The organism is Pelagibius sp. 7325, assembly GCF_037652055.1.
GTDB lineage: Bacteria > Pseudomonadota > Alphaproteobacteria > Kiloniellales > Kiloniellaceae > Pelagibius.
The window spans coordinates 1,129,217-1,149,343 of the sequence record NZ_JBBKAH010000002.1; the positions used below are offsets into that span (position 1 = coordinate 1,129,217).

Genomic DNA, 20,127 nt, shown 5'->3' on the forward strand with positions numbered 1-20,127 from the left:
CATGACGGAACAACACCCTCTCCTTCCCGCCGCCGCTTCAGGGCGCACCGCTCCTGGCGAGGAATTCGCCGCCACCTGGAAGCGCAACGCGGAAAAGCTTTCCAGCCAGGGTCTCTACGATCCGCGCGACGAGCATGACGCCTGCGGTGTCGGCCTGGTCGCCTCGATTGACGGCACGCCGCGGCGTGACGTGGTCGTCGCCGGCATCGAGGCGCTGAAGGCGGTGTGGCACCGCGGCGCGGTCGATGCCGACGGTAAGACCGGCGACGGAGCCGGCATCCACCTGCAGATCCCGCAGGACTTCTTCCGCGAGCATGTCTCGCGTACTGGTCACGAACCGGGCAACGAGACCCTGGCGGTCGGCATGGTGTTCCTGCCGCGCACCGACTTCGGCGCGCAGGAACGCTGCCGCGTGCTGGTCGAGCGCGAGATCCTGAACTTCGGCTACCGTATCTATGGCTGGCGTCAGGTGCCGGTGAACACGGACATCGTCGGCGAGAAGGCCAATGCGACGCGGCCGGAAATCGAGCAGGTGATGATCGCCAACGCGCGCGGCATCCCCAACTCACAGTTCGAGATCGATCTTTACATCATCCGCCGCCGCATCGAGAAGGCGGCCGAGTTGGAATCGATCCAGGATTTCTACATCTGCTCGCTGTCCTGCCGCTCAATCATCTACAAAGGCATGTTCCTGGCCGAACAGCTGTCGACTTTCTATCCCGACCTGCTGGACGACCGCTTCTCCTCCAATTTCGTGATCTTCCACCAGCGCTATTCGACCAACACCTTTCCGACCTGGCGCCTGGCGCAGCCCTTCCGCATCATCGCCCACAACGGCGAGATCAATACCCTGAAGGGCAACGTGAACTGGATGCAGGCGCACGAGTGCCGCATGGCATCGGAGACCTTCGCCGACCACGTCGAGGACCTGAAGCCGGTGATCTCCGCCGGGCTCTCGGACTCCGCCGCCCTCGACGCGGTGGCCGAACTGATGGTACGCGCCGGGCGCGACCTGCCGATGGTCAAGACCATGCTGATCCCTGAGGCCTGGGGCCAGGATCCCTCCATGCCACAAACGCACCGCGACCTTTACAGCTACTGCAACGCGGTGATGGAACCCTGGGACGGCCCGGCCGCGGTCTGCGGCTTCGGCGGCCGCTGGGCAGTGGCCGGCATGGACCGCAACGGCCTCCGGCCGCTGCGCTACACCATCACCAAGGATGGCCTGCTGTTCGCCGGTTCGGAAACCGGCATGGTGCGCATCGACGAGCAGAACATCGTCGAGAAGGGCCGCCTCGGCCCGGGCCAGATGCTCGCCATCGACCTGCGTGAAGGGAAGCTCTACCACGACGGCGAGATAAAGGATTACCTGGCGGCCCAGAAGCCTTTCGGCGAGTGGATCGTCAACGTCACCTCCATCGATGACCTGCTGCGCCCCGACCACGGCGAGCCGACACGCTGGGAGGGCGACGCCCTGCGCCGGCGTCAGCTCAACTACGGCCTCACCATGGAAGACCTGGAGCTGATCCTCCATCCCATGGTGGAGGACGCCAAGGAAGCGGTCGGCTCGATGGGCGACGACACGCCGCTCGCGGTGTTGTCGGACCGCTATCGCGGCATGCATCATTTCTTCCGCCAGAACTTCAGCCAGGTGACCAATCCACCGATCGACTCGCTGCGCGAGCGCCGGGTGATGACCCTGAAGACGCGCCTCGGCAACCTCGGTAACATCCTCGACGAGGACGAGGCGCAGTTGCGTCTGCTGCAGCTCGAATCGCCGGTACTCTCCAATGCCGAGTTCGAGGCGATGGTCGAGCACATGGGCGACGCCGCCGCCAGGATCGACTGTACCTTCGCGCCCGATGGCGGCGAGACGGCACTGGCCGACGCTTTGGACCGCATTCGCCAGGAGGCGGAGAACGCGGTGCGTGAAGGCTGCGAGCATGTGGTTCTGACAGACGAGGCGGTCGCATCCGACCGCGTCGCCATCCCGATGATCCTCGCCACCGGTGCCGTGCACACTCACCTCGTGCGCCAGAAGCTGCGCACCTTCGTCTCGCTGAACGTGCGCGCCGGCGAATGCCTCGATACCCATTACTTCGCGGTGCTGATCGGCGTCGGCGCGACCACCGTGAACGCCTATCTGGCGCAGGAGTCGATTGCCGAGCGCCACCGCCGCGGCCTGTTCGGCGACCGCCCGCTGGAAGACTGCGTGCAGGGCTACATCAAGGCGGTCGACGAAGGCCTCCTGAAGATCATGTCGAAGATGGGCATCGCGGTGATTTCCTCCTACCGCGGCGGCTGCAATTTCGAGGCGGTCGGTCTGTCGCGTACCCTGGTCGACGAGTTCTTCATGCCGATGCCGAGCCGCCTTTCGGGTATCGGCCTCATGGGCATTCAGGAGAAGGTGCTGGCGCTGCACGAACGTGCCTGGAACGAGGACTTCGTGGCGCTGCCGGTCGGCGGCTTCTACCGTTATCGTCGCGGCGGTGAGAGTCATGCCTGGGAGGCCGGCCTCATCCACACCCTGCAGCACGCGGTGGCGACGGACTCCTTCACCACCTACAAGAAGTTCTCGGAGGGTGTGCACAATCAGCCGCCGAGCACCCTGCGCGACCTCTTGGACTTCAAGGTCGACGGCGTGGCGCCGGTGGCGATCGAGGAAGTCGAGTCGATCACCGCGATCCGCAAGCGCTTCGTGACGCCGGGCATGTCGCTGGGCGCGCTGTCGCCGGAGGCGCACGGTACCCTCAACATCGCGATGAACCGCATCGGCGCCAAGTCGGACTCCGGCGAGGGCGGCGAGGATCCGGCGCGCTTCACCCCGCACGAGAACGGCGACAACGAGAACTCGGCGATCAAGCAGGTGGCTTCCGGCCGCTTCGGCGTGACCGCCGAGTACCTGAACCAGTGCCGCGAGATCGAGATCAAGGTCGCCCAGGGCGCAAAGCCCGGCGAGGGCGGCCAGCTGCCCGGCTTCAAGGTGACCGAGATGATCGCCAAGCTGCGTCACTCGACGCCGGGCGTCATGCTGATCTCGCCGCCGCCGCATCACGACATCTACTCCATCGAAGACCTGGCGCAGCTGATTTACGATCTGAAGCAGATCAACCCGGACGCCAAGGTCTGTGTAAAGCTGGTGGCGCGCTCGGGCATCGGCACAATTGCCGCGGGTGTTGCGAAGGCCAAGGCGGACGTCATTCTGATCTCCGGCAATGTCGGCGGCACCGGCGCCTCGCCTCAGACCTCGATCAAGTTCGCCGGCGTGCCGTGGGAGATGGGGCTCTCCGAGGTACATCAGGTGCTGACCCTCAACCGCCTGCGCCACAATGTCACCCTGCGCACCGACGGCGGCCTGAAAACCGGCCGCGACATCGTTATCGCCGCAATCCTCGGTGCCGAAGAGTTCGGCGTCGGCACTGCCTCGCTGGTCGCCATGGGCTGCATTATGGTGCGCCAGTGCCACTCCAACACCTGCCCGGTTGGCGTCTGTGTGCAGGACGAGGCACTGCGCAAGAAGTTCACCGGCACGCCGGAGAAGGTGGTCAACCTGTTCAGCTTCATGGCCGAAGAAGTGCGCGAGATTCTGGCGCAGCTCGGCGCGCGCAGCCTGAACGAGATCATCGGCCGCACCGACCTCTTGAAGCAGGTCAGCCGCGGCGCCGCGCATCTCGACGACCTCGACCTTAATCCGCTGCTCGTGCAGGCCGAGGCCGGCGAGTTGCCGACCTACTGCACCCTGCTGGGCCGCAACGAAGTGCCGGAGACTCTCGATGCCCAGATCATCGCCGACGCCAAGCCGCTGTTCGAGGTCGGCGAGAAGATGCAGCTGCAATACTCGATCCGCAACACGCACCGCGCGATCGGCACCAAGCTGTCGTCCAAGATCACCCGCCGCTTCGGCATGACGGGGCTGAACCCCGGCCACATCACGGTGCGTCTGCGCGGCTCCGCTGGCCAGTCTCTCGGGGCCTTTGCGGTGCAGGGCCTGAAGCTGGAAGTCTTCGGCGATGCCAACGACTATGTCGGCAAAGGCCTCTCGGGCGGCACGATCGTGGTGCGGCCGCTGACCTCCAGCCCGCTGGCCAGCAACGAGAACACCATCATCGGCAACACGGTGCTGTACGGCGCTACCGCCGGTAAGCTGTTCGCCGCCGGCCAGGCAGGCGAGCGCTTCTGCGTGCGCAACTCCGCCGCCGTCGCCGTGGTGGAGGGCTGCGGCTCCAACGGCTGCGAGTATATGACCGGCGGTACCGTCGTGATCCTCGGTCCGGTGGGGCCGAACTTCGCGGCCGGCATGTCCGGCGGCATGGCCTTCATCTACGACGTGGACGACGTTCTGCCGGAGCGCATCAACCCCGACGGCGTGATCCATCAGCGTGTCGAGACCGAGTACTGGGAGGCTCAACTGCGTGAGCTGATCAGCGAGCATTGGCGCGAGACCCAGTCGGGCTTCGCCCAGCAGATCCTCATCAATTGGGGCGCGGAGAGACGCCGCTTCTGGCAGGTGGTGCCGCGCGAGATGCTGAACCGCCTGGCCCACCCGGTGACCCGCGAGGCCGAGGAGGCCGCCCGGGCCTGACCTAGTCGACCAGCGTATCGGCTCGACCAACGTATCGGGCCGGTGTTGCCCGGCAATAATTGCCTTAAGGTAGAGCGCCGCCTGTAGCCGGGCTGGCGCTCTACCCATTCTAGCGCGGATTTCCGCGCGTTCCCGGCCCTGCTGCCCAGGCACAATCTTTGCAAGTTTCCCGCCGGAACTAATCTACCGGGAGGGAAGCGGCATGACCGATGCCATTGGACCCAGCATCTCCGACGTGGCGCGTGCGCTCATGGAGGCGCGCCAGACGACCAGCCGCGCGGCGGCAACCGCACCGCAGCCGGCTGCAACGGGAACTGGGCGGACCGCCAATGAGGGCGACAGCGTCACCCTCTCCGCCGAAGCGCAGAAGTCCATTAAGCTGGATGGATCGGTGACACCGATCGACATGAGCAAGGTCCGCCTGATCACTCCGCAGGGCCTGCGCAGCGACGCGGAGACCGGGCTGCAGGCGGTCATGGACGAACTCGGCATCGAGGGTGATCTCCACTTCGCCATCACGGTGAACGGCGACGGCTCCATCGCGGTGGCGGGCGACGACCCGCAGGCCGAGGCGCTGGAGCAGGCGATCAACGCGGATCCGGCCCTGCAGAAAACCCTGCGTGATATGGAGGTTCTTTCCGGACACAGCCTCACGATGCCGGCGATGAAAGAGGCGCTCGACTGGATGCGCGAGCACGAGGACCAGCCGGCGCCCCGCAGCCTGTTCGATGGCGTTGATGCACTGAGGCAGCGGATCGAGGGCGCCAGCTATACCTTCACGATGACCGGCGGCACGCTGACCACGGCCTTCGTGGATGCGGCGGGAGAGAGCTTCGGTGGCATCGGTACCGAAACCGGCCTGGACGGGCGCTGGACCTGATCGCTGCGCCCTGGAGATTCGGGCGTTCGGGGCAGCGAAGCTGACTCTATTCAGGCGCGGGCGGCGGGCTTATAGTCCGCCGCCATGCGTCAACTCTACCATATTGCCATCGATCCCGGCTGCCGGGTGATCCGCGTCATGCTCGCCGAGAAGGGGCTGGACTGCGAACTGCGCACCGAGAAAGTGTGGGAGCGGCGCGAGGTCTTCCTGCGCCTCAGCCCCGCCGGTCAGGTACCGGTCTTCATCGATGAGGACGGCACCTCGATGCCCGGTACCTCGGTGATCGCCGAGTATCTGGAGGAGGTCTATCCGGAGCCCTCGCTGCTGGGCAAGGCCCCCGCCGACCGTGCCGAGGTGCGGCGTCTGGCCGCCTGGTTCGGCGAAAAGTTCCACCGTGAGGTGACGGCGAACCTGGTCGACGAAAAAATCATGAAGCGCTTCCTGAAGCTCGGCACGCCGAACTCCGGGGCGATCCGCGCTGGCCTGGCCAACGTCCATTATCACCTGGAATACATCGGCTGGCTCATCGACCGCCGGCGCTGGCTGGCCGGCGACGCCTTCTCGCGCGCCGATATCGTCGCGGCGGCGGAACTCTCCGCCGTCGACTACCTGGGCGATGTGCCGTGGCACGAGCACAGCGGCGCCAAGGACTGGTATGCGCGGGTCAAGTCGCGCCCCAGCTTCCGCGCCATCCTGGCCGACCATATTTCAGGCGTGCAGCCCCCCAAGCACTACGCAGACCTGGATTTCTGACCCAGCACTACTCCACCTTCACGTCCAGCTTGGCGAGGTTGTCCTGCGCCTCGGCCGCCGCCGGGCTCTCGGGGGCAACGCGCGTCACTTCCAGCCAATCCTCGCGTGCGCCGGCATCGTCGCCGGCCAGGCGTTTCAGGTTGCCGCGCTCCAGCAGGCCCTCCGGGTTCTGCGGGTCGAGGCGCAGCGCCATGTCGACGTCGGCCATGGCGGCCTCCTGCTGCCCGAGGTAGCGGTGGGCGCTGGCGCGATAGATCAGGATGTCGGCCCGATTGGGCGCGTGGGACAGGGCGCGGTCGAGGTCGGTGATCGCGGCCTGATAGTTGCCGACGCTGGCGGCGGTGAAGGCGCGGTCCACCAGCAACTCGATGTTGTTGGGCTCGCGCGCCAGCGCGGTGCTCTGCACCGCATAGGCGCGGTCGACATTGCCGGCAGCCAGCCAGGCCTGCGCCGCCTGGATCAGGATGGGGATCTGCAGGGTGGCGTAGCTGGCCTCCAGGCTGCCGGCCAGGCTCTCCAGTTCCTCTCCGGCGGCCTCGTAGTGGCCGAGCCGCATGAGGGCGACGGCGGCGCAGTGGCGCGCGGGGTCGCTGCCCCCCAGATCGCCCCAGGTCTCGGCCGCCTCCAATGCCTCCTCGGGGGCCGTTTCGGCCAAGTCCATGCAGGCCTGGTACTGGGCGGCCTGCTCGATGTCTGCGCTCTGCGCGACGGCGGCCCCCGACCCGGCCCCGGCCCAGGCAGCTGTGGCCATCGCCAGGAATAGAGCTGTGAGCGTTGCTGAAATCCGCATGTTTCTGCCGGCCCTCGCCTGCCGTGCTGCCGATGTTATTGCTCGGCTGTTGCTGCCGGGGCGGAATCTATAGAAGAGACGGCACGATAAAAAGATGGGAGAGGAGGCCGACACCGCCATGCCGCAGACCGTACCGATCGCCCAGCCGGGCCGCCTGTTCTGCTTCGGCCTCGGCTTCAGTGCCGGCGCCCTGGCGCGCCGTCTGCTTGCCGCCGGCTGGACGGTCGCCGGCACCACGCGCTCGGCCGAGAAGGCAGCCGCGCTGCGGGCGGAGGGCATCGAGACCTTCGTCTTCGATCGCGATCACCCCCTGCCGGCGGCCGCCTTGGCGGGGACCACCCATCTGCTGGTCAGCGTCGCCCCCGACGACACGGGCGACCCGGTGCTCGACCGTCACGGCGCCGATATTGCCGCCCTCTCCAGCCTCCAGTGGATCGGCTACCTCTCGACCACCGGTGTCTACGGCGATTGGCAGGGCGCGGAGGTCGACGAGCGTTCGGAGTTGCGGGGCGCCAAGGGCCGCAATCGCCGCCGCATCGAGGCGGAGGCCGCCTGGCTGGGATTGCACGAGGGAAAGAACCGCCCGGTGCACGTCTTCCGCCTCGCCGGCATCTACGGCCCCGGGCGCAGCGCCCTCGACCAGGTGCGCGCCGGGCGCGCCAGGCGCATCGACAAGCCGGGGCATCTCTTCAGCCGCATCCATGTCGAAGACATTGCTGCCGTCCTGCAGGCCTCCATCGCGCGCCCGTACCCGGGCCGCATCTATAACGTCTGCGACGACGAGCCGGCGGCGGCCGCGGAGGTGACGGCCTATGCCTGCCGCCTGTTGGGCGTCGAGCCGCCACCGCTCATTCCCCTGGTGGAAGCAGGGATGTCGCCCATGGCCTTGAGTTTCTGGGAGGACAACCGCCTGGTCTCCAACCGCCGCCTGCACGAGGAACTGGACGTCACTTTCGCCTATCCGGACTACCGCGCCGGCCTGGACGCCATTTTCGAGGAGGAGCGCAGGGCGGCGGAGCGCCGCTAGGCAATACTCCCTCTGCGTCTTCCGCCTATCACTTAATGCCAAGCAGGCAGCGCCGGGTTTCCTCTTAGAGTAGCGGGCTGACGCCTCGCAGCACGATCGGCCGCAGGACGCGCCGACCGGTCGCCCCGATCCTTATGGAGCGGATTTGGACCATGGTCCTGCTCGATTCCCTGATTGCCTTTGCCCTGACGCTCGCTGCCCTGGCGACCCTGGTGACCATCCTCATGGAGATCATCACCCGAGTGGCCGGCATGAAGGCCCGTCGTCAGGTCCAGCTGTTCGGCAAGCTGTTCGATGAGGTCCTGGTCACGCACCTGCCGGCGGAAGCTAAGAAATGGGAGGTTGTGAAGACCATCCTGCAAAGCCGTCTCTCCGACAAGAAGATGGCCGACAGCGAGGACAAGCAGTCCTACTTCGGCACGGCGGCCGGGGCCATCTACGACGACGTCTCGCTGGAACATGTGCTGCGCCGCCTGCTGGAGACCAGCGGCGCGGAGACCCTGATCGAGGAGGCCGAGGAAAAACTTAGGGCCCGGCTCGGACTGATCGCGCGCAAATACGAGGAGTACTGCTCGGCGCTTGGCGCGGACTTCAAGCGCAATGCGCTGAGACGATCAATCTGGATCGGTATCATCCTGGCGTTCCTCATGAATGCGGACGGCGTGCGCCTGCTCACCGGCTATCTGCAGGATCCGGATCTGCGCGAGCGGGTTATCGAGAAGCTGGAAGTGCCGGCGCAGCCGGCAGAGGCGGTGTCCGAAGGTACGGAAGAGGGCGAGGCCGTGCTGCGGCGGACGCAAGATGCCGGGGATCAGCTGGCGCTGATCGACGATCTCGCGCTGCCGATCGGCGCCGGCTACTTCCCCTACTGTCACATCGGCTGGCTGCGCGACAAGGTCGACTACGCGGCGGACCCGCTGTGCCGGGCCGGTGCCGATACGGTGCCGACCGGTTCCTGGCTGCTGTGGCTGCTCAAGGTGCTGGGCACCGGGATTCTGATCGGCCTGGGGGCGCCGTTCTGGTACGACGTCGCCAAGCGGCTGTCCGAAGTGCGCGAGGCCTTCAAGGGCAAGGGCACGGCGGAAGCCGCGCACCGCGGGGCGGATGCTGGGGGCCAAGCCGGTGCGCGCGAGGCCCTGGTCGAGCAGATCGTCGACGATGTGAAGGAGGCGGTGAAGGCCGGCGTCTGGACGCGCAGCTAGCCGCGCGTCGCCGGGGCCGACAGCGCCTCGATCATGCGTTCCAGGCGCGCGAGATCCTGCGGCTCCGACAGGCGGTGGGCGGCGTTCTTCACCAGGGTCACCTCGACATCGTCGCTTTCCAGGGCCTCCGCGAGACGCAGGCTGGTCTGCCAAGGCACGTCGGCGTCCTCAAGGCCATGGATCAGGCGCACGGGACAGGTGAGCGGAATAGACTTGCCGAGCAGCAGGTGGTCGCGGCCCTCCTGGATGAGATGTCGGGTGATGCGGTAGGGCGTCGCGCTGTATTCCGAGGGCCGGTCAACGTAGCCGGCGGTCTCCAGCGCCCCACGCTGTTCCGTGGTGGCGCGACCCCAAATGAGGTCCTCGGTGAAGTCCGGCGCCGCGGCGATGCCGACCAGGCCGGCAATGCGTTCCGGCCGGGCCAGCGCCACGAGCAGCATGATCCAGCCACCCATGGAGGAGCCGATCAGGACCTGCGGCCCCTCGGTCAGCGCATCGAGCACGGCCAGGGCATCGCCCGCCCAGGCGCCGATGGTTCCGTCCTCGAACCGGCCGGAGGAGGCACCATGGCCGCGGTAGTCGAAGCGCAGGAAAGCGCGGCCGCGGCGGCGGGCGTAGGCTTCCAGGGCCAGGGCCTTGCCGCCGCCCATGTCCGACATAAAGCCGCCGAGAAACATCAGCCCCGGCTCGGCGCCTGCCGCGGTGGCCCGTTCCGGGCTGGCTTTTCGCGCCGCCGTCTTGTAATAGGCCAGGACAGTGCCGTCCTCGCGGGCTAATTTTTGCGGCTGCGGGTCGACCGGCGAATCGGAATGCGGCATGCTAACCCTCGGTAAACGGATTCTGTGGCAACGGTTGCCGGCGCGGGACGACCTCCCGCAGCGGGAAAAGCGGGCATGAGCGTTCCTGAGCTTAACATCGGCGTGACTCGCGTCCAGAAGGCTGCGGCCGGCGAAGGCCCGGTGGTGCTGCAGATCGTCCCCAGCCTGGTCACCGGCGGGGCCGAGCGCGGCACCATCGAAATCGCCGCGGCTCTGGTCGCCGAGGGCGGCACCGCCATCGTTGCCTCCGAGGGCGGGCCGATGGAAAATGACCTGCGCCGTGCCGGGGCGCTGCACCTGAAGCTGCCGGCGGCGTCGAAGAATCCCATCGTGATGTACCGCAATGTCGCGCGCATCGCCCAGATCATCGAGAGCTACAGCGTCGGCATCGTGCATGTGCGCTCGCGTGCGCCCGCATGGTCGGCCAAGGCCGCCTGTGAACGCACGGGCGCGCATTTCATCACCACCTTCCACGCGCCCTACAATTTCTCCAATGCGTTGAAGAAGCGGTACAACCAGATCATGGCCGAGGGCGAGCGGGTCATCGCGATCTCGGAGTTCATCGCCCAGCACGTGCGCGAGAACTACAACGTCGATCCTGCCCGTCTGCGCGTCATCCGCCGCGGCATCGACATCGCACGCTTCGACCCGGACCGTGTCTCGGCCGAGCGCATGATCCAGCTGTCGACCCGCTGGCGCCTGCCTGACGGTGTGCCGCTGATCCTCATGCCCGGCCGGCTGACCCGCTGGAAAGGCCAGACGGTGCTGCTCGATGCGCTGGCCCAGCTGAAGGACCTCGATTACCGCTGCGTCATGGTGGGCTCCGATCAGGGCCGCACCGCCTACCGGCGCGAGCTGGAGGCCCTGGTCGCCAGTCACGGCCTGGAAACCCGCGTCTCGATCATGGACGAGTGCAACGACATGCCGGCCGCCTATATGCTGTCCGACGTGGTGGTTTCCCCCTCCACGGACCCGGAGGGCTTCGGGCGCACCGTCGGCGAGGCTCAGGCCATGGGCCGCCCGGTGGTGGCCAGCGACCACGGCGGTGCGCGCGAACAGATCATCGACCGGCGCACCGGCTTCCTGTTCCCCAACCGCGACGCAGCGGCCCTGGCCGCCGGGCTGCGCAGGGCTCTTGCGCTCGCCCCCGACGCCCGCGCCCGCCTGCACGACGATGCCGTCCACAGGGTTCGCGCGGAATTCTCCAAGGACCAGATGTGCGCCCGCACCCTGGGCGTCTACCGCGAGGTGCTGCGCGCCGGCGCGCGCAGCCAGTTCAGCCGAACTTGATGCGCCTCGGGCCCGGCAAGTCTGCCGGGGCCCCGGGGCGGCACGGCGAGGTTGCCGCAGGGCGAAGGCCCGGCGCGTGGCCCGACGCCTGCGGGGGCTTGCCTTGACAGGCCTTGTAATCCTTCTAAAGTTCCCGCCGCTTCAAAAAAGGACCCGGATTTCCGGGATTTGTCATGGCAGTCACGACGGAAAGTAACCTCTCGATCACGCTCCCCGACGGCTCGGTCCGTGCCTTCGACGGGCCGGTGACCGGCGCCGAGCTTGCCGCCTCCATCGGCCCCGGCCTCGCCAAGGCGGCGCTGGCCGTCAAGGTAGATGGCGCTCTGCGCGACCTGAAGCGCCCCATCGAACAGGATGCCACCGTCGAGATCGTGACCGCCGGCCACGCGGACTCCCTGGAATTGCTGCGCCACGACTGCGCCCACGTCATGGCCGAGGCGGTGCAGGAGCTCTATCCCGGCACCCAGGTGACCTTCGGCCCGGCCATCGAGAACGGGTTCTACTACGACTTCGCCCGCTCGGAGCCTTTCACGCCGGACGACCTGGCGGTTATCGAAGAGCGCATGCACGAGATTGTCGACCGCAATGAGGAGATCGAGCGCGAGGTTTGGGAGCGCGACGCGGCGATCCGGCATTTCCAGTCGATCGGCGAGAAGTACAAGGCCGAGCACATCGAAACCCTGCCGGCGGATGCCGACATCTCGATCTACCGCCAGGGCAACTGGCTCGACCTCTGCATCGGCCCGCATCTGCCCTCGACGGGAAAGATGGGCCATGCCTTCAAGCTGATGAAGATCTCCGGCGCCTACTGGCGCGGCGACGCGCGCAACGAGCAACTGCAGCGTATCTACGGCACCTGCTGGGAGACGGAAAAGCAGCTGAAGGCCTATCTCACCATGCTGGAAGAGGCGGAAAAGCGCGACCACCGCCGCCTCGGCCGCGAAATGGACCTCTTCCATATGCAGGAGGAGGCCGCGGGCTCGGTGTTCTGGCACCCCAAGGGCTGGACGCTCTACCGTGCGGTGGAGGCCTACATGCGCCGCCGCCTGGAAGCCGCCGGCTACGTCGAGGTGAAGACGCCGCAGCTCATCGACCGCTCGCTTTGGGAAGCCTCGGGCCACTGGGAGAAGTTTCACGAGCACATGTTCATCGCTGAATCCGAGGAGCGCATCCTCGCGGTGAAGCCGATGAACTGCCCCGGCCACGTACAGATCTTCAAGCAGGGCATCACCAGCTACCGCGACCTGCCGCTGCGCATGGCCGAGTTTGGCTCCTGCCACCGCAACGAGCCGTCGGGGGCGCTGCACGGCATGATGCGCGTGCGCGCCTTCACCCAGGACGACGCCCACATCTTCTGCACGCCGGACCAGATCAACAGCGAGACGGTGATCTTCTGCGACCTGCTGCGCCAGATCTACCGCGATTTCGGCTTCGAGGAACTGGTGGTGAAGTTCTCCGACCGTCCGGCCGTGCGCGCCGGCGACGACGCCACCTGGGACAAGGCCGAGGGGGCGCTGAAGGATGCGGTGGAGCAGGCCGGGCTCGATTATACCCTGAACCCCGGCGAGGGCGCCTTCTACGGGCCGAAGCTGGAGTTCGTGCTGCGTGACGCCATCGGCCGCGACTGGCAGTGCGGCACCTTCCAGGTCGACTTTGTGCTGCCCGAACGCCTCGGCGCCAATTATATCGGCGAGGACGGCGAAAAGCATCGCCCGGTGATGCTGCACCGGGCGATCCTTGGCTCCTTCGAGCGCTTCCTGGCGATCCTCATCGAGCAGTATGCCGGCAAGTTCCCGCTCTGGTTGGCGCCGCTGCAGGTGGTGGTGGCGACCATCACCTCCGACGCCAATGCCTATGCGGAGGAGGTTGCCGTGGCGCTGCGGGCTGCCGGGCTGCGCGTCGAAACGGATCTGCGCAATGAAAAAATCAACTACAAGGTGCGTGAGCACTCCCTCGCCAAGGTGCCGGTCCTGGCTGTTGTCGGCCGCCGCGAGGCCGAGGAAGGCAAGCTCGCCCTGCGCCGGCTGGGCAGCAAGGATCAAGAGGTCCTTGCGCTGGGCGACGCAGTAGATAGGATCAGGGCGGAAGCGGCGGCCCCGGGCGCAGCATAGCGCAGGGCTTCCCGCCAACTGGTCCCCGGTGCTCTGTCCCCGCGGGACCGTCGTCATGGATGCAATGAGTTTTAGGGGGCAGGGAACCGAGGGCGTCAGACCCGCGGGATCTGCCGAGAGAAGGGGAGGTCGCCGCCAGCAGTGGCGCGACCAAGCAAAAAGACCTGAAAAGGGAACCCTTGAACGGGAATAAGGAGCTTAAGCGATAGCACGCCCACCGTCTGATGCCACGCCGTCCCGCGACGGACCGCGTGTCAACGAAATGATCACGTCGCCCCAGGTACGCCTCGTTGACGAGAATGGAGAGCAGGTCGGAGTCGTGTCGACGGCCGATGCCCTGCGCCGGGCCACGGATGCCGGCCTTGACCTGATGGAGGTGTCACCCAACGCTGACCCGCCCGTCTGCAAGATCCTCGACTATGGCCGCTTCCGCTACGAGGCCCAGAAGAAGAAGAACGAGGCCCGCAAAAAGCAGAAGGTCATCGAGGTCAAGGAAATCAAGATGCGGCCCAACATCGACACCCACGACTACGAGGTGAAGATGCGGGCCATCCACCGCTTCATCGAGGAAGGCGACAAGGTCAAGGTGACCATGCGCTTCCGCGGCCGCGAGATGGTGCACCAGGAACTCGGCAAGCAGGTGCTGGACCGTGTGCGCGATGAGATGGAGGAAAAGGCCAAGGTCGAGCAGTTCCCGAAGCTGGAAGGCCGGCAGATGACCATGGTCATGGCGCCCCGTTAACGGGTCTCGGCCTTCCGGCCCCTCTCACGGCAAGGGCCGCCTGCGAGATGCAGGCGGCCTTCGGTCTTTCCGTGGGCAGGGGCGCGCGGGATGGCGCCTCAGGCGCCGAAACCTCCATCGATGGTGTGCTGAGCGCCGGTGACGAATCCGGCTTCCGGCCCGGTCAGATAGGCGACCAGCCCGGCAATCTCCGCCGGTTTCGCATGGCGCTTGATCGCCATGACGGGGTGCACCAGGTCCCTCAGCGGTCCGTCCGCCGGGTTCATGTCGGTGTCGACGGGGCCCGGCTGAACGTTGTTCACGGTGATGCCGCGGTGTCCCAGGTCGCGGGCGAGGCCGCGCACCAGCCCCTGGATCGCCGACTTGCTGAGCGAATAGGCGGTCATTCCGGCAAAGGGAACCCGGTCGCCGTTCACCGAGCCGATGACGATAATGCGCCCGCCGTCCGGCATCTTGCGGGCCGCCTCGACGGCGGCATGATAGGGGCCGCGCACGTTGATATCGATCAGGCGGTCAACGTCGGCCGGGGCGATTTCCAAGGGGTCGCCCATCACTGCCACGCCGGCGTTGATCACCAGGATGTCGAGCGGTCCCTGCCCGGCGATGACCTGGGCCACGGCTTCACGGTCTGCGCTGTCGGCCTGGACTGCGGCGGCGCCGCTGCGGGCCGCCAGAGCCTCGGCGGCATCTTTCGATCCGCTGTAGGTGAAGGCGGTGGTGGCGCCGTCGGCGGCCAGGCGCTCGACGACAGCCGCACCGATCCCGCGGCTGCCGCCCAGAACCAGGGCCTTTTTTCCCTTCAGAAATGCGCTAGTAGTGGTCACCAGAGTTCTCCTTGAGAAAATTTTTAGTGGTCACTACATATGTCTTGCCACCGCTCCACCAAGTGAAAAATATAGTGACCGCTAAAAAAACATCTCCGACTCTTGCGCAGGACCGAAAATCGGGCCGTGGCCGGCCGCGCGCCTTCGATGCCGATGCCGCCGTCGACACCGCCATGACGCTGTTCCACCGGCGCGGCTATGATGCTGTCGGTGTGGCCGAATTGGCCGAGGCGATCGGCGTAAATCCGCCCAGCCTCTACGCGGCCTTCGGCAGCAAGAAGGGTCTCTTCGAGCGCGCCCTGGAGCGCTACCAGGAGAGCGGCGGCGGCTTTGTGGCGCGGACCCTGGCCGAAGAAGGCAATCTTGCCGAGCTGATCGGACGGGTGTTCCTGCGCGCTGCCGAAACCTACAGCGCCGCGGACAGTCTGCCCGGCTGCCTGGTGCTGGACAGTACCCGCAACTGCAGCGATCCGGAGATCCGCGCGGTGACCGACGCCCTGCGGGCCGAGGGCCGCGAGCACATCCGCCGGCGCATCGCCCGAGAGTTCCCGCGCGCCGCCGAGGTGCTGACCGACTATGTATTGGTCACTCTCTCCGGCCTCTCCGCCGCCGCGCGCGACGGCATGGATCCGGCCGCCCTGCGGCGCTCGGCGCAGATCGCTGCCGACGGCTTTGCCGCCCAACTGGGCGGAAAGGGTTAACGCGGCAGTTCGGTCGGGTCGGATTTCGGCGGATTTCCGCGCCTTTCTTGGCCGATCCGGCCGCTGCGGGCACGCTTGCAATCGCCCTGCGGGGCGGCTATAACCCCGCGTTCCTACCCGAGCGGTCCGGCTAAAAGGGCATGCCCAGCCGCTCTTACTGTCTCGTTTCGTTCAGAAAGGATGCAAAATGCCCAAGCTGAAGAACAAGTCCGGGGCGAAAAAGCGCTTCCGGCTCACCGGCTCCGGCAAGGTGAAATACAAGCCGGCCGGCAAGCGCCACATGATGCGCCGCCGTCCGCAGAAGATGATCCGCAGCACGCGCGCCATGGGCATCCTCAGCGATGCCGATGCGAAGATCGTCAAGCGCAACTTCCTGATCTACGCGAAGTGAGGGAGGCAGCGACATGGCAAGAGTAAAGCGCGGCATCACCACCCACGCCCGTCACAAGAAAATCCTGAAGCGTGCCAAGGGCTACCGCGACCGCGGGAAGAACGTCTTCACGGTCGCCGTCGAGCGCGTCGAAAAGGGCCTGCAGTACGCCTACCGCGACCGCCGCACCAAGAAGCGCAACTTCCGCGCCCTGTGGATCCAGCGCATCAACGCCGGCGCCCGCGAGCACGGCCTCACCTACTCGCAGTTTATGAACGGCATCAAGCGGGCTGGTATCGAGCTCGACCGCAAGGTGCTGTCTGACCTGGCGGTGCGTGAGCCCGATGCCTTCAAGTCCCTGGTGGAGCAGGCCAAGGCCGCCCAGGCGTAAGCTGTTTGGGCCCTGAGGCTTTTCCGGTTAAGGCCGGGGCCGTGACCCCGGCTGACCAGTGACCGATCCCGTCAGCGAAAGGCGCGTTTCCCTCCCTGGGGGGAGCGCGCCGGACGGGAGGGCAAGGCGGACATTTCGGCGATGGAGAACCTCGAAGAACTGCAGGAAAGCCTGCTGAATCGCGTGGCGACAGCGGGCGATCTGGAGGCTCTGGAGAGTCTGCGCGTGCAGGCGCTCGGCAAGAAGGGTGAAGTCACCCAGCGGCTGAAGACCCTCGGCAGCCTCACCCCCGACGAGCGCAAGGAAGCCGGCCAGCGGCTGAACCGCGTGAAGGAGGTGTTGACCGAGGCCCTGGACGCGCGCCGCGCCGACCTTGAGGAGCGTGCCCTGGAGTCCCGCCTCGTCAACGAGGCAGTGGACGTCACCCTGCCGGCGCGCCCGGCGGAGGTCGGCCGCATCCACCCGATCAGCCAGACCTTCGAGGAATTGGTGGCGATCTTCGGTGAGATGGGCTTCTCGGTCGCCGAGGGCCCGCACATCGAAGAGGACTACTACAACTTCACCGCCCTCAACATCCACGAGGCGCACCCGGCGCGCCAGGAAATGGATACCTTCTACATGCGGCCCGCCGCCGACGGCAGCCGCAAGGTCCTGCGCACGCATACCTCGCCGGTGCAGATCCGCACCATGCTATCGGAAAAGCCGCCGATCCGCATCATCGTGCCGGGGCGCACCTTCCGCGCCGACCACGACGCCACCCACTCGCCGATGTTCCATCAGGTCGAGGGGCTGGTGATCGACAAGAAGTCCCACATGGGTCACCTGAAGGGCACGCTGACGGCCTTCTGCCGCGCTTTCTTCGGCGTCGACGACCTGCCGCTGCGCTTCCGGCCCAGCTACTTCCCCTTCACCGAGCCCAGCGCCGAGGTTGACATCGGCTGTTCGCGGGAGGGCGGTGAACTGAAGATCGGCCCGGGCAAGGACTGGCTGGAGATCCTCGGCAGCGGCATGGTGCATCCCAAGGTGCTGGCCAACTGCGGCATCGATCCCAACGAGTACCAGGGCTTCGCCTTCGGCATGGGGATCGAGCGCATCGCCATGCTGAAATACGGCTTTCCGGACCTGCGCATCTTCTACGAGACGGACCTGCGTTGGATGAAGCACTACGGCTTCGTGCCGCTGGAGATTCCCTCCATGGTCCGGGGCATGTAGAGGGGGATGTAGCGCCATGAAGTTCACGCTGAACTGGCTGAAGGACCACCTCGACACCACCGCCTCCCTTAAGGAGATCACCGACAAGCTGTCGATGATCGGCCTGGAGGTCGAGGGCGTGGAGGATCGCGCCGAGAGCCTGAAGCCCTTCACCGTCGCCTACGTGAAGGAGGCGCGCCAGCACCCGAACGCGGACCGTCTCAGGGTCTGCATCGTCGATACCGGCAAGGGCGAGGTGCAGGTGGTCTGCGGCGCGCCCAACGCGCGCACCGGCATGAAGGGTGTCTTCGCGCCGGTGGGCAGCTACGTCCCCGGTACGGATTTGACCCTCAAGGCCGGCAAGATCCGCGGCGAGGACTCCAACGGCATGCTGGTCTCGGAGCGTGAGCTCGGTCTCTCCGACGACCACGAGGGCATCATCGACCTGCCGGCCGACGCGCCGCTGGGCGCCGCCTTCGCCGAGGTCGCAGGCTTGAACGACCCGGTCATCGAGATCGCCATCACGCCGAACCGCGGCGACTGCCTGGGCGTGCGCGGCGTTGCGCGCGATCTCGCGGCGGCCGGCCTCGGCACCCTGAAGCCGCTGAAGGCGGCGGAGCCGGTGAACGGCACCTTCGACAGCCCGATCCGATGGCGCCGCGACCTGCCGGCCGATCGCCAGCATGCTTGTCCCTATGTGGCCGGGCGTTATTTCCGCGGCGTGAAAAACGGCCCCAGTCCCAAGTGGCTGCAGGACCGCCTGCGCGCCATCGGTCTGCGTCCCATCTCAGCGCTGGTCGACGTCACCAACTACGTCACCTTCGACCTTGGTCGCCCGCTGCACGTCTTCGACGCCGACAAGGTGAAGGGCGACGTGGTCATGCGCCTCGCCCGGCCGGGCGACGAGATCCTCGCCCTCGACGGCGACACCTACGCCCTGGACGGCGAAATGGTGGCGATCTATGACGACAACGGGCCGGAAGGCATCGGTGGCGTCATGGGCGGTGAGCTCTCCGGTTGCCATGAGGACACCACAAACGTCTTCCTGGAGGTCGCCCTCTTTGACCCCGACATGGTGGCGCGCACGGGGCGCACCCTGGGCATCCTCTCCGACGCGCGCTACCGCTTCGAGCGCGGCCTCGATCCGCAGTCGGCGGTGTGGGGCGTGGAGGTGGCCGCACGCCTCATCCTTGAGCTCTGCGGCGGCGAGGTAAGCGATGTGGTCAGCGCCGGCGACGTTCCGCCGGAAACCCGCAAGCTGGCCCTGCGCCCGTCGCGCGTTGCCGAACTGGGCGGCATGACTGTGGACGCGGCCCGCCAGGCAGAGATCCTCGAGCGCCTCGGCTGCTCGGTCGATGCCGGAAACGACGAGATCGCCGTGGTGCCACCGAGCTGGCGCCCGGACATCGAGGGCGAGGCCTGCCTGGTCGAGGAGGTCATGCGCATCCACGGCTATGACGACATTCCTGAGGTCGAACTGCCGCGCGACAGTTATCTGCCGCGCGCGGTGCTGACTCCGGCGCAGCGGCGTGTCTCGGTGGCGCGTACGGCGCTGGCCTGGCGCGGCCTCTATGAGGGCGTCACCTTCTCCTTCGTCGCGCGCCGCGAAGCCGAGCTGTTCGGTGGTGGTGCCGAGGCCGTCACGCTCGCCAACCCGATCTCCGCCGATCTCGACGTCATGCGGCCGACACCGCTGGTGAACCTCGCCACCGCGGCGGTGCGCAACGCCGACCGCGGCTATGGCGACCTCGCTCTCTTCGAGGTCGGTCCGCAGTACCTCGACGACACGCCCAAGGGCCAGCTGACGGTGGTCGCTGGCCTGCGCCGCGGCGACTTCCAGCCGCGCCATTGGGCGGGCGGAGCCCGTCCGGTCGATGCCTTCGATGCCAAGGGCGACGCCGAGGCCGTGCTGGTCGCCTGCGAGGCACCGGCCGACAAGCTGCAGGTCACCACCGACGCGCCGGCCTGGTACCACCCGGGCCGTTCCGGGGTGCTGCGCCTCGGCCCCAACGTGCTGGCGCAGTTCGGCGAACTGCATCCGCGCGTACTGAAGGCCCTGGACCTGAAAGCGCCGGCTGTGGCCTTTGAGGTGTTCCTGGACCGCATTCCGCTGCCGCGTGCCGGCCGGCAGAAGCGCAGCCTTCTGGAGCTGTCACCGTTCCAGCCGGTGTCGCGCGATTTCGCGTTTCTGGTGGATGAAGACGTGCCGGCGGAGAAGCTGCTGCGCGCGGCGCGCGGGGCGGACAAGGCGCTGATCACCGAGGTGGCGTTGTTCGACGTCTATCAGGGCAAGGGGGTGGAGCCGGGCAAGAAATCGCTCGCCATTGCCGTCACCCTGCAGCCGCGCCAAGGCACGCTGACCGATCAGGAGATCGAGGCCGTGGCCGCCAAGGTGGTGGCCCAGGTCGCCGGTGCGACCGGCGGCATACTCCGCGGCTAAATCCGGGGGCGGCTA

At 66.9% G+C, this 20,127-nt stretch carries 16 protein-coding genes; 13 read left to right on the plus strand and 3 right to left on the minus strand.

Going from position 1 to position 20,127, the window contains the following annotated elements:
- Position 1 precedes the first annotated feature (1 nt).
- The 3 genes from gltB to WDC82_RS07325 all read left to right on the plus strand — a co-directional run bounded on the left by gltB (position 2) and on the right by WDC82_RS07325 (position 6,215).
- On the plus strand, positions 2-4,582 hold the full coding sequence (gene gltB / locus WDC82_RS07315) for a glutamate synthase large subunit (protein ID WP_340116597.1): 4,581 nt from the start codon (positions 2-4) through the stop codon (positions 4,580-4,582).
- Positions 4,583-4,784: 202 nt separating this feature from the next.
- Positions 4,785-5,462: a hypothetical protein gene (locus WDC82_RS07320; protein ID WP_340116598.1), complete on the plus strand. Its 678-nt coding sequence runs from the start codon at positions 4,785-4,787 to the stop codon at positions 5,460-5,462.
- A gap of 84 nt (positions 5,463-5,546) precedes the next feature.
- Positions 5,547-6,215 carry a glutathione S-transferase family protein gene (locus WDC82_RS07325; RefSeq protein ID WP_340116599.1) on the plus strand — a complete coding sequence of 223 codons (669 nt, stop codon included), beginning with the start codon at positions 5,547-5,549 and terminating at the stop codon, positions 6,213-6,215.
- A gap of 7 nt (positions 6,216-6,222) precedes the next feature.
- Here WDC82_RS07325 and WDC82_RS07330 read toward each other — a convergent pair whose 3' ends face one another.
- Positions 6,223-7,005, minus strand: coding sequence for a tetratricopeptide repeat protein (locus WDC82_RS07330; protein ID WP_340116600.1), 783 nt, complete (start codon positions 7,003-7,005; stop codon positions 6,223-6,225).
- A 118-nt stretch (positions 7,006-7,123) separates the two neighbouring features.
- On the opposite strand from WDC82_RS07330, the gene WDC82_RS07335 reads away from it, so the two are divergent.
- Positions 7,124-8,032: an SDR family oxidoreductase gene (locus tag WDC82_RS07335; RefSeq protein WP_340116601.1), complete on the plus strand. Its 909-nt coding sequence runs from the start codon at positions 7,124-7,126 to the stop codon at positions 8,030-8,032.
- Positions 8,033-8,184: 152 nt separating this feature from the next.
- Positions 8,185-9,234 carry a hypothetical protein gene (locus WDC82_RS07340; RefSeq protein WP_340116602.1) on the plus strand — a complete coding sequence of 350 codons (1,050 nt, stop codon included), beginning with the start codon at positions 8,185-8,187 and terminating at the stop codon, positions 9,232-9,234.
- Here WDC82_RS07340 and WDC82_RS07345 read toward each other — a convergent pair.
- Positions 9,231-10,052 carry an alpha/beta hydrolase gene (locus tag WDC82_RS07345; protein WP_340116603.1) on the minus strand — a complete coding sequence of 274 codons (822 nt, stop codon included), beginning with the start codon at positions 10,050-10,052 and terminating at the stop codon, positions 9,231-9,233. The two genes, WDC82_RS07340 and WDC82_RS07345, sit on opposite strands and share 4 nt — an antisense overlap.
- 75 nt (positions 10,053-10,127) lie before the next feature.
- On the opposite strand from WDC82_RS07345, the gene WDC82_RS07350 reads away from it, so the two are divergent.
- From WDC82_RS07350 to infC, 3 genes are all read left to right on the plus strand, one after another.
- Positions 10,128-11,342: a glycosyltransferase family 4 protein gene (locus WDC82_RS07350; protein ID WP_340116604.1), complete on the plus strand. Its 1,215-nt coding sequence runs from the start codon at positions 10,128-10,130 to the stop codon at positions 11,340-11,342.
- Between the two features lie 173 nt (positions 11,343-11,515).
- Entirely contained in the window at positions 11,516-13,453 is a 1,938-nt protein-coding gene (gene thrS, locus WDC82_RS07355) for a threonine--tRNA ligase (RefSeq protein WP_340116605.1), read from the plus strand.
- A 205-nt stretch (positions 13,454-13,658) separates the two neighbouring features.
- Complete coding sequence (gene infC, locus WDC82_RS07360; RefSeq protein ID WP_340116970.1) at positions 13,659-14,195, plus strand: translation initiation factor IF-3; 537 nt, start codon at positions 13,659-13,661, stop codon at positions 14,193-14,195.
- Between the two features lie 98 nt (positions 14,196-14,293).
- Here the strand turns inward: infC and bdcA are convergent, their stop codons facing one another.
- Complete coding sequence (gene bdcA / locus WDC82_RS07365; protein WP_340116606.1) at positions 14,294-15,019, minus strand: SDR family oxidoreductase; 726 nt, start codon at positions 15,017-15,019, stop codon at positions 14,294-14,296.
- A gap of 74 nt (positions 15,020-15,093) precedes the next feature.
- Here bdcA and WDC82_RS07370 point away from each other — a divergent pair, with 74 nt between their 5' ends.
- From WDC82_RS07370 to pheT, 5 genes are all read left to right on the plus strand, one after another.
- The gene (locus WDC82_RS07370) at positions 15,094-15,720 is read left to right on the plus strand and encodes a TetR/AcrR family transcriptional regulator (protein WP_340116607.1); all 627 of its coding nucleotides are present in this window, start codon (positions 15,094-15,096) and stop codon (positions 15,718-15,720) included.
- A 187-nt stretch (positions 15,721-15,907) separates the two neighbouring features.
- On the plus strand, positions 15,908-16,111 hold the full coding sequence (gene rpmI, locus WDC82_RS07375; RefSeq protein WP_340116608.1) for a 50S ribosomal protein L35: 204 nt from the start codon (positions 15,908-15,910) through the stop codon (positions 16,109-16,111).
- A gap of 13 nt (positions 16,112-16,124) precedes the next feature.
- Positions 16,125-16,481: a 50S ribosomal protein L20 gene (rplT, locus tag WDC82_RS07380; protein WP_340116609.1), complete on the plus strand. Its 357-nt coding sequence runs from the start codon at positions 16,125-16,127 to the stop codon at positions 16,479-16,481.
- Between the two features lie 141 nt (positions 16,482-16,622).
- Positions 16,623-17,693, plus strand: coding sequence for a phenylalanine--tRNA ligase subunit alpha (gene pheS / locus WDC82_RS07385; RefSeq protein ID WP_340116610.1), 1,071 nt, complete (start codon positions 16,623-16,625; stop codon positions 17,691-17,693).
- 16 nt (positions 17,694-17,709) lie between these two features.
- Positions 17,710-20,112, plus strand: a complete 2,403-nt coding sequence (gene pheT, locus WDC82_RS07390) for a phenylalanine--tRNA ligase subunit beta (RefSeq protein WP_340116611.1) — start codon at positions 17,710-17,712, stop codon at positions 20,110-20,112.
- Positions 20,113-20,127 lie beyond the last annotated feature (15 nt).

Bases quoted from the DNA above. Each gene is read 5' to 3' on its own strand.
- gltB (WP_340116597.1), top strand. From the start codon at position 2: ATGACGGAACAACACCCTCTCCTTCCCGCCGCCGCTTCAGGGCGCACC.
- WDC82_RS07320 (WP_340116598.1), top strand. From the start codon at position 4,785: ATGACCGATGCCATTGGACCCAGCATCTCCGACGTGGCGCGTGCGCTC.
- WDC82_RS07325 (WP_340116599.1), top strand. From the start codon at position 5,547: ATGCGTCAACTCTACCATATTGCCATCGATCCCGGCTGCCGGGTGATC.
- WDC82_RS07330 (WP_340116600.1), bottom strand. From the start codon at position 7,005: ATGCGGATTTCAGCAACGCTCACAGCTCTATTCCTGGCGATGGCCACA.
- WDC82_RS07335 (WP_340116601.1), top strand. From the start codon at position 7,124: ATGCCGCAGACCGTACCGATCGCCCAGCCGGGCCGCCTGTTCTGCTTC.
- WDC82_RS07340 (WP_340116602.1), top strand. From the start codon at position 8,185: ATGGTCCTGCTCGATTCCCTGATTGCCTTTGCCCTGACGCTCGCTGCC.
- WDC82_RS07345 (WP_340116603.1), bottom strand. From the start codon at position 10,052: ATGCCGCATTCCGATTCGCCGGTCGACCCGCAGCCGCAAAAATTAGCC.
- WDC82_RS07350 (WP_340116604.1), top strand. From the start codon at position 10,128: ATGAGCGTTCCTGAGCTTAACATCGGCGTGACTCGCGTCCAGAAGGCT.
- thrS (WP_340116605.1), top strand. From the start codon at position 11,516: ATGGCAGTCACGACGGAAAGTAACCTCTCGATCACGCTCCCCGACGGC.
- rpmI (WP_340116608.1), top strand. From the start codon at position 15,908: ATGCCCAAGCTGAAGAACAAGTCCGGGGCGAAAAAGCGCTTCCGGCTC.
- rplT (WP_340116609.1), top strand. From the start codon at position 16,125: ATGGCAAGAGTAAAGCGCGGCATCACCACCCACGCCCGTCACAAGAAA.
- pheS (WP_340116610.1), top strand. From the start codon at position 16,623: ATGGAGAACCTCGAAGAACTGCAGGAAAGCCTGCTGAATCGCGTGGCG.
- pheT (WP_340116611.1), top strand. From the start codon at position 17,710: ATGAAGTTCACGCTGAACTGGCTGAAGGACCACCTCGACACCACCGCC.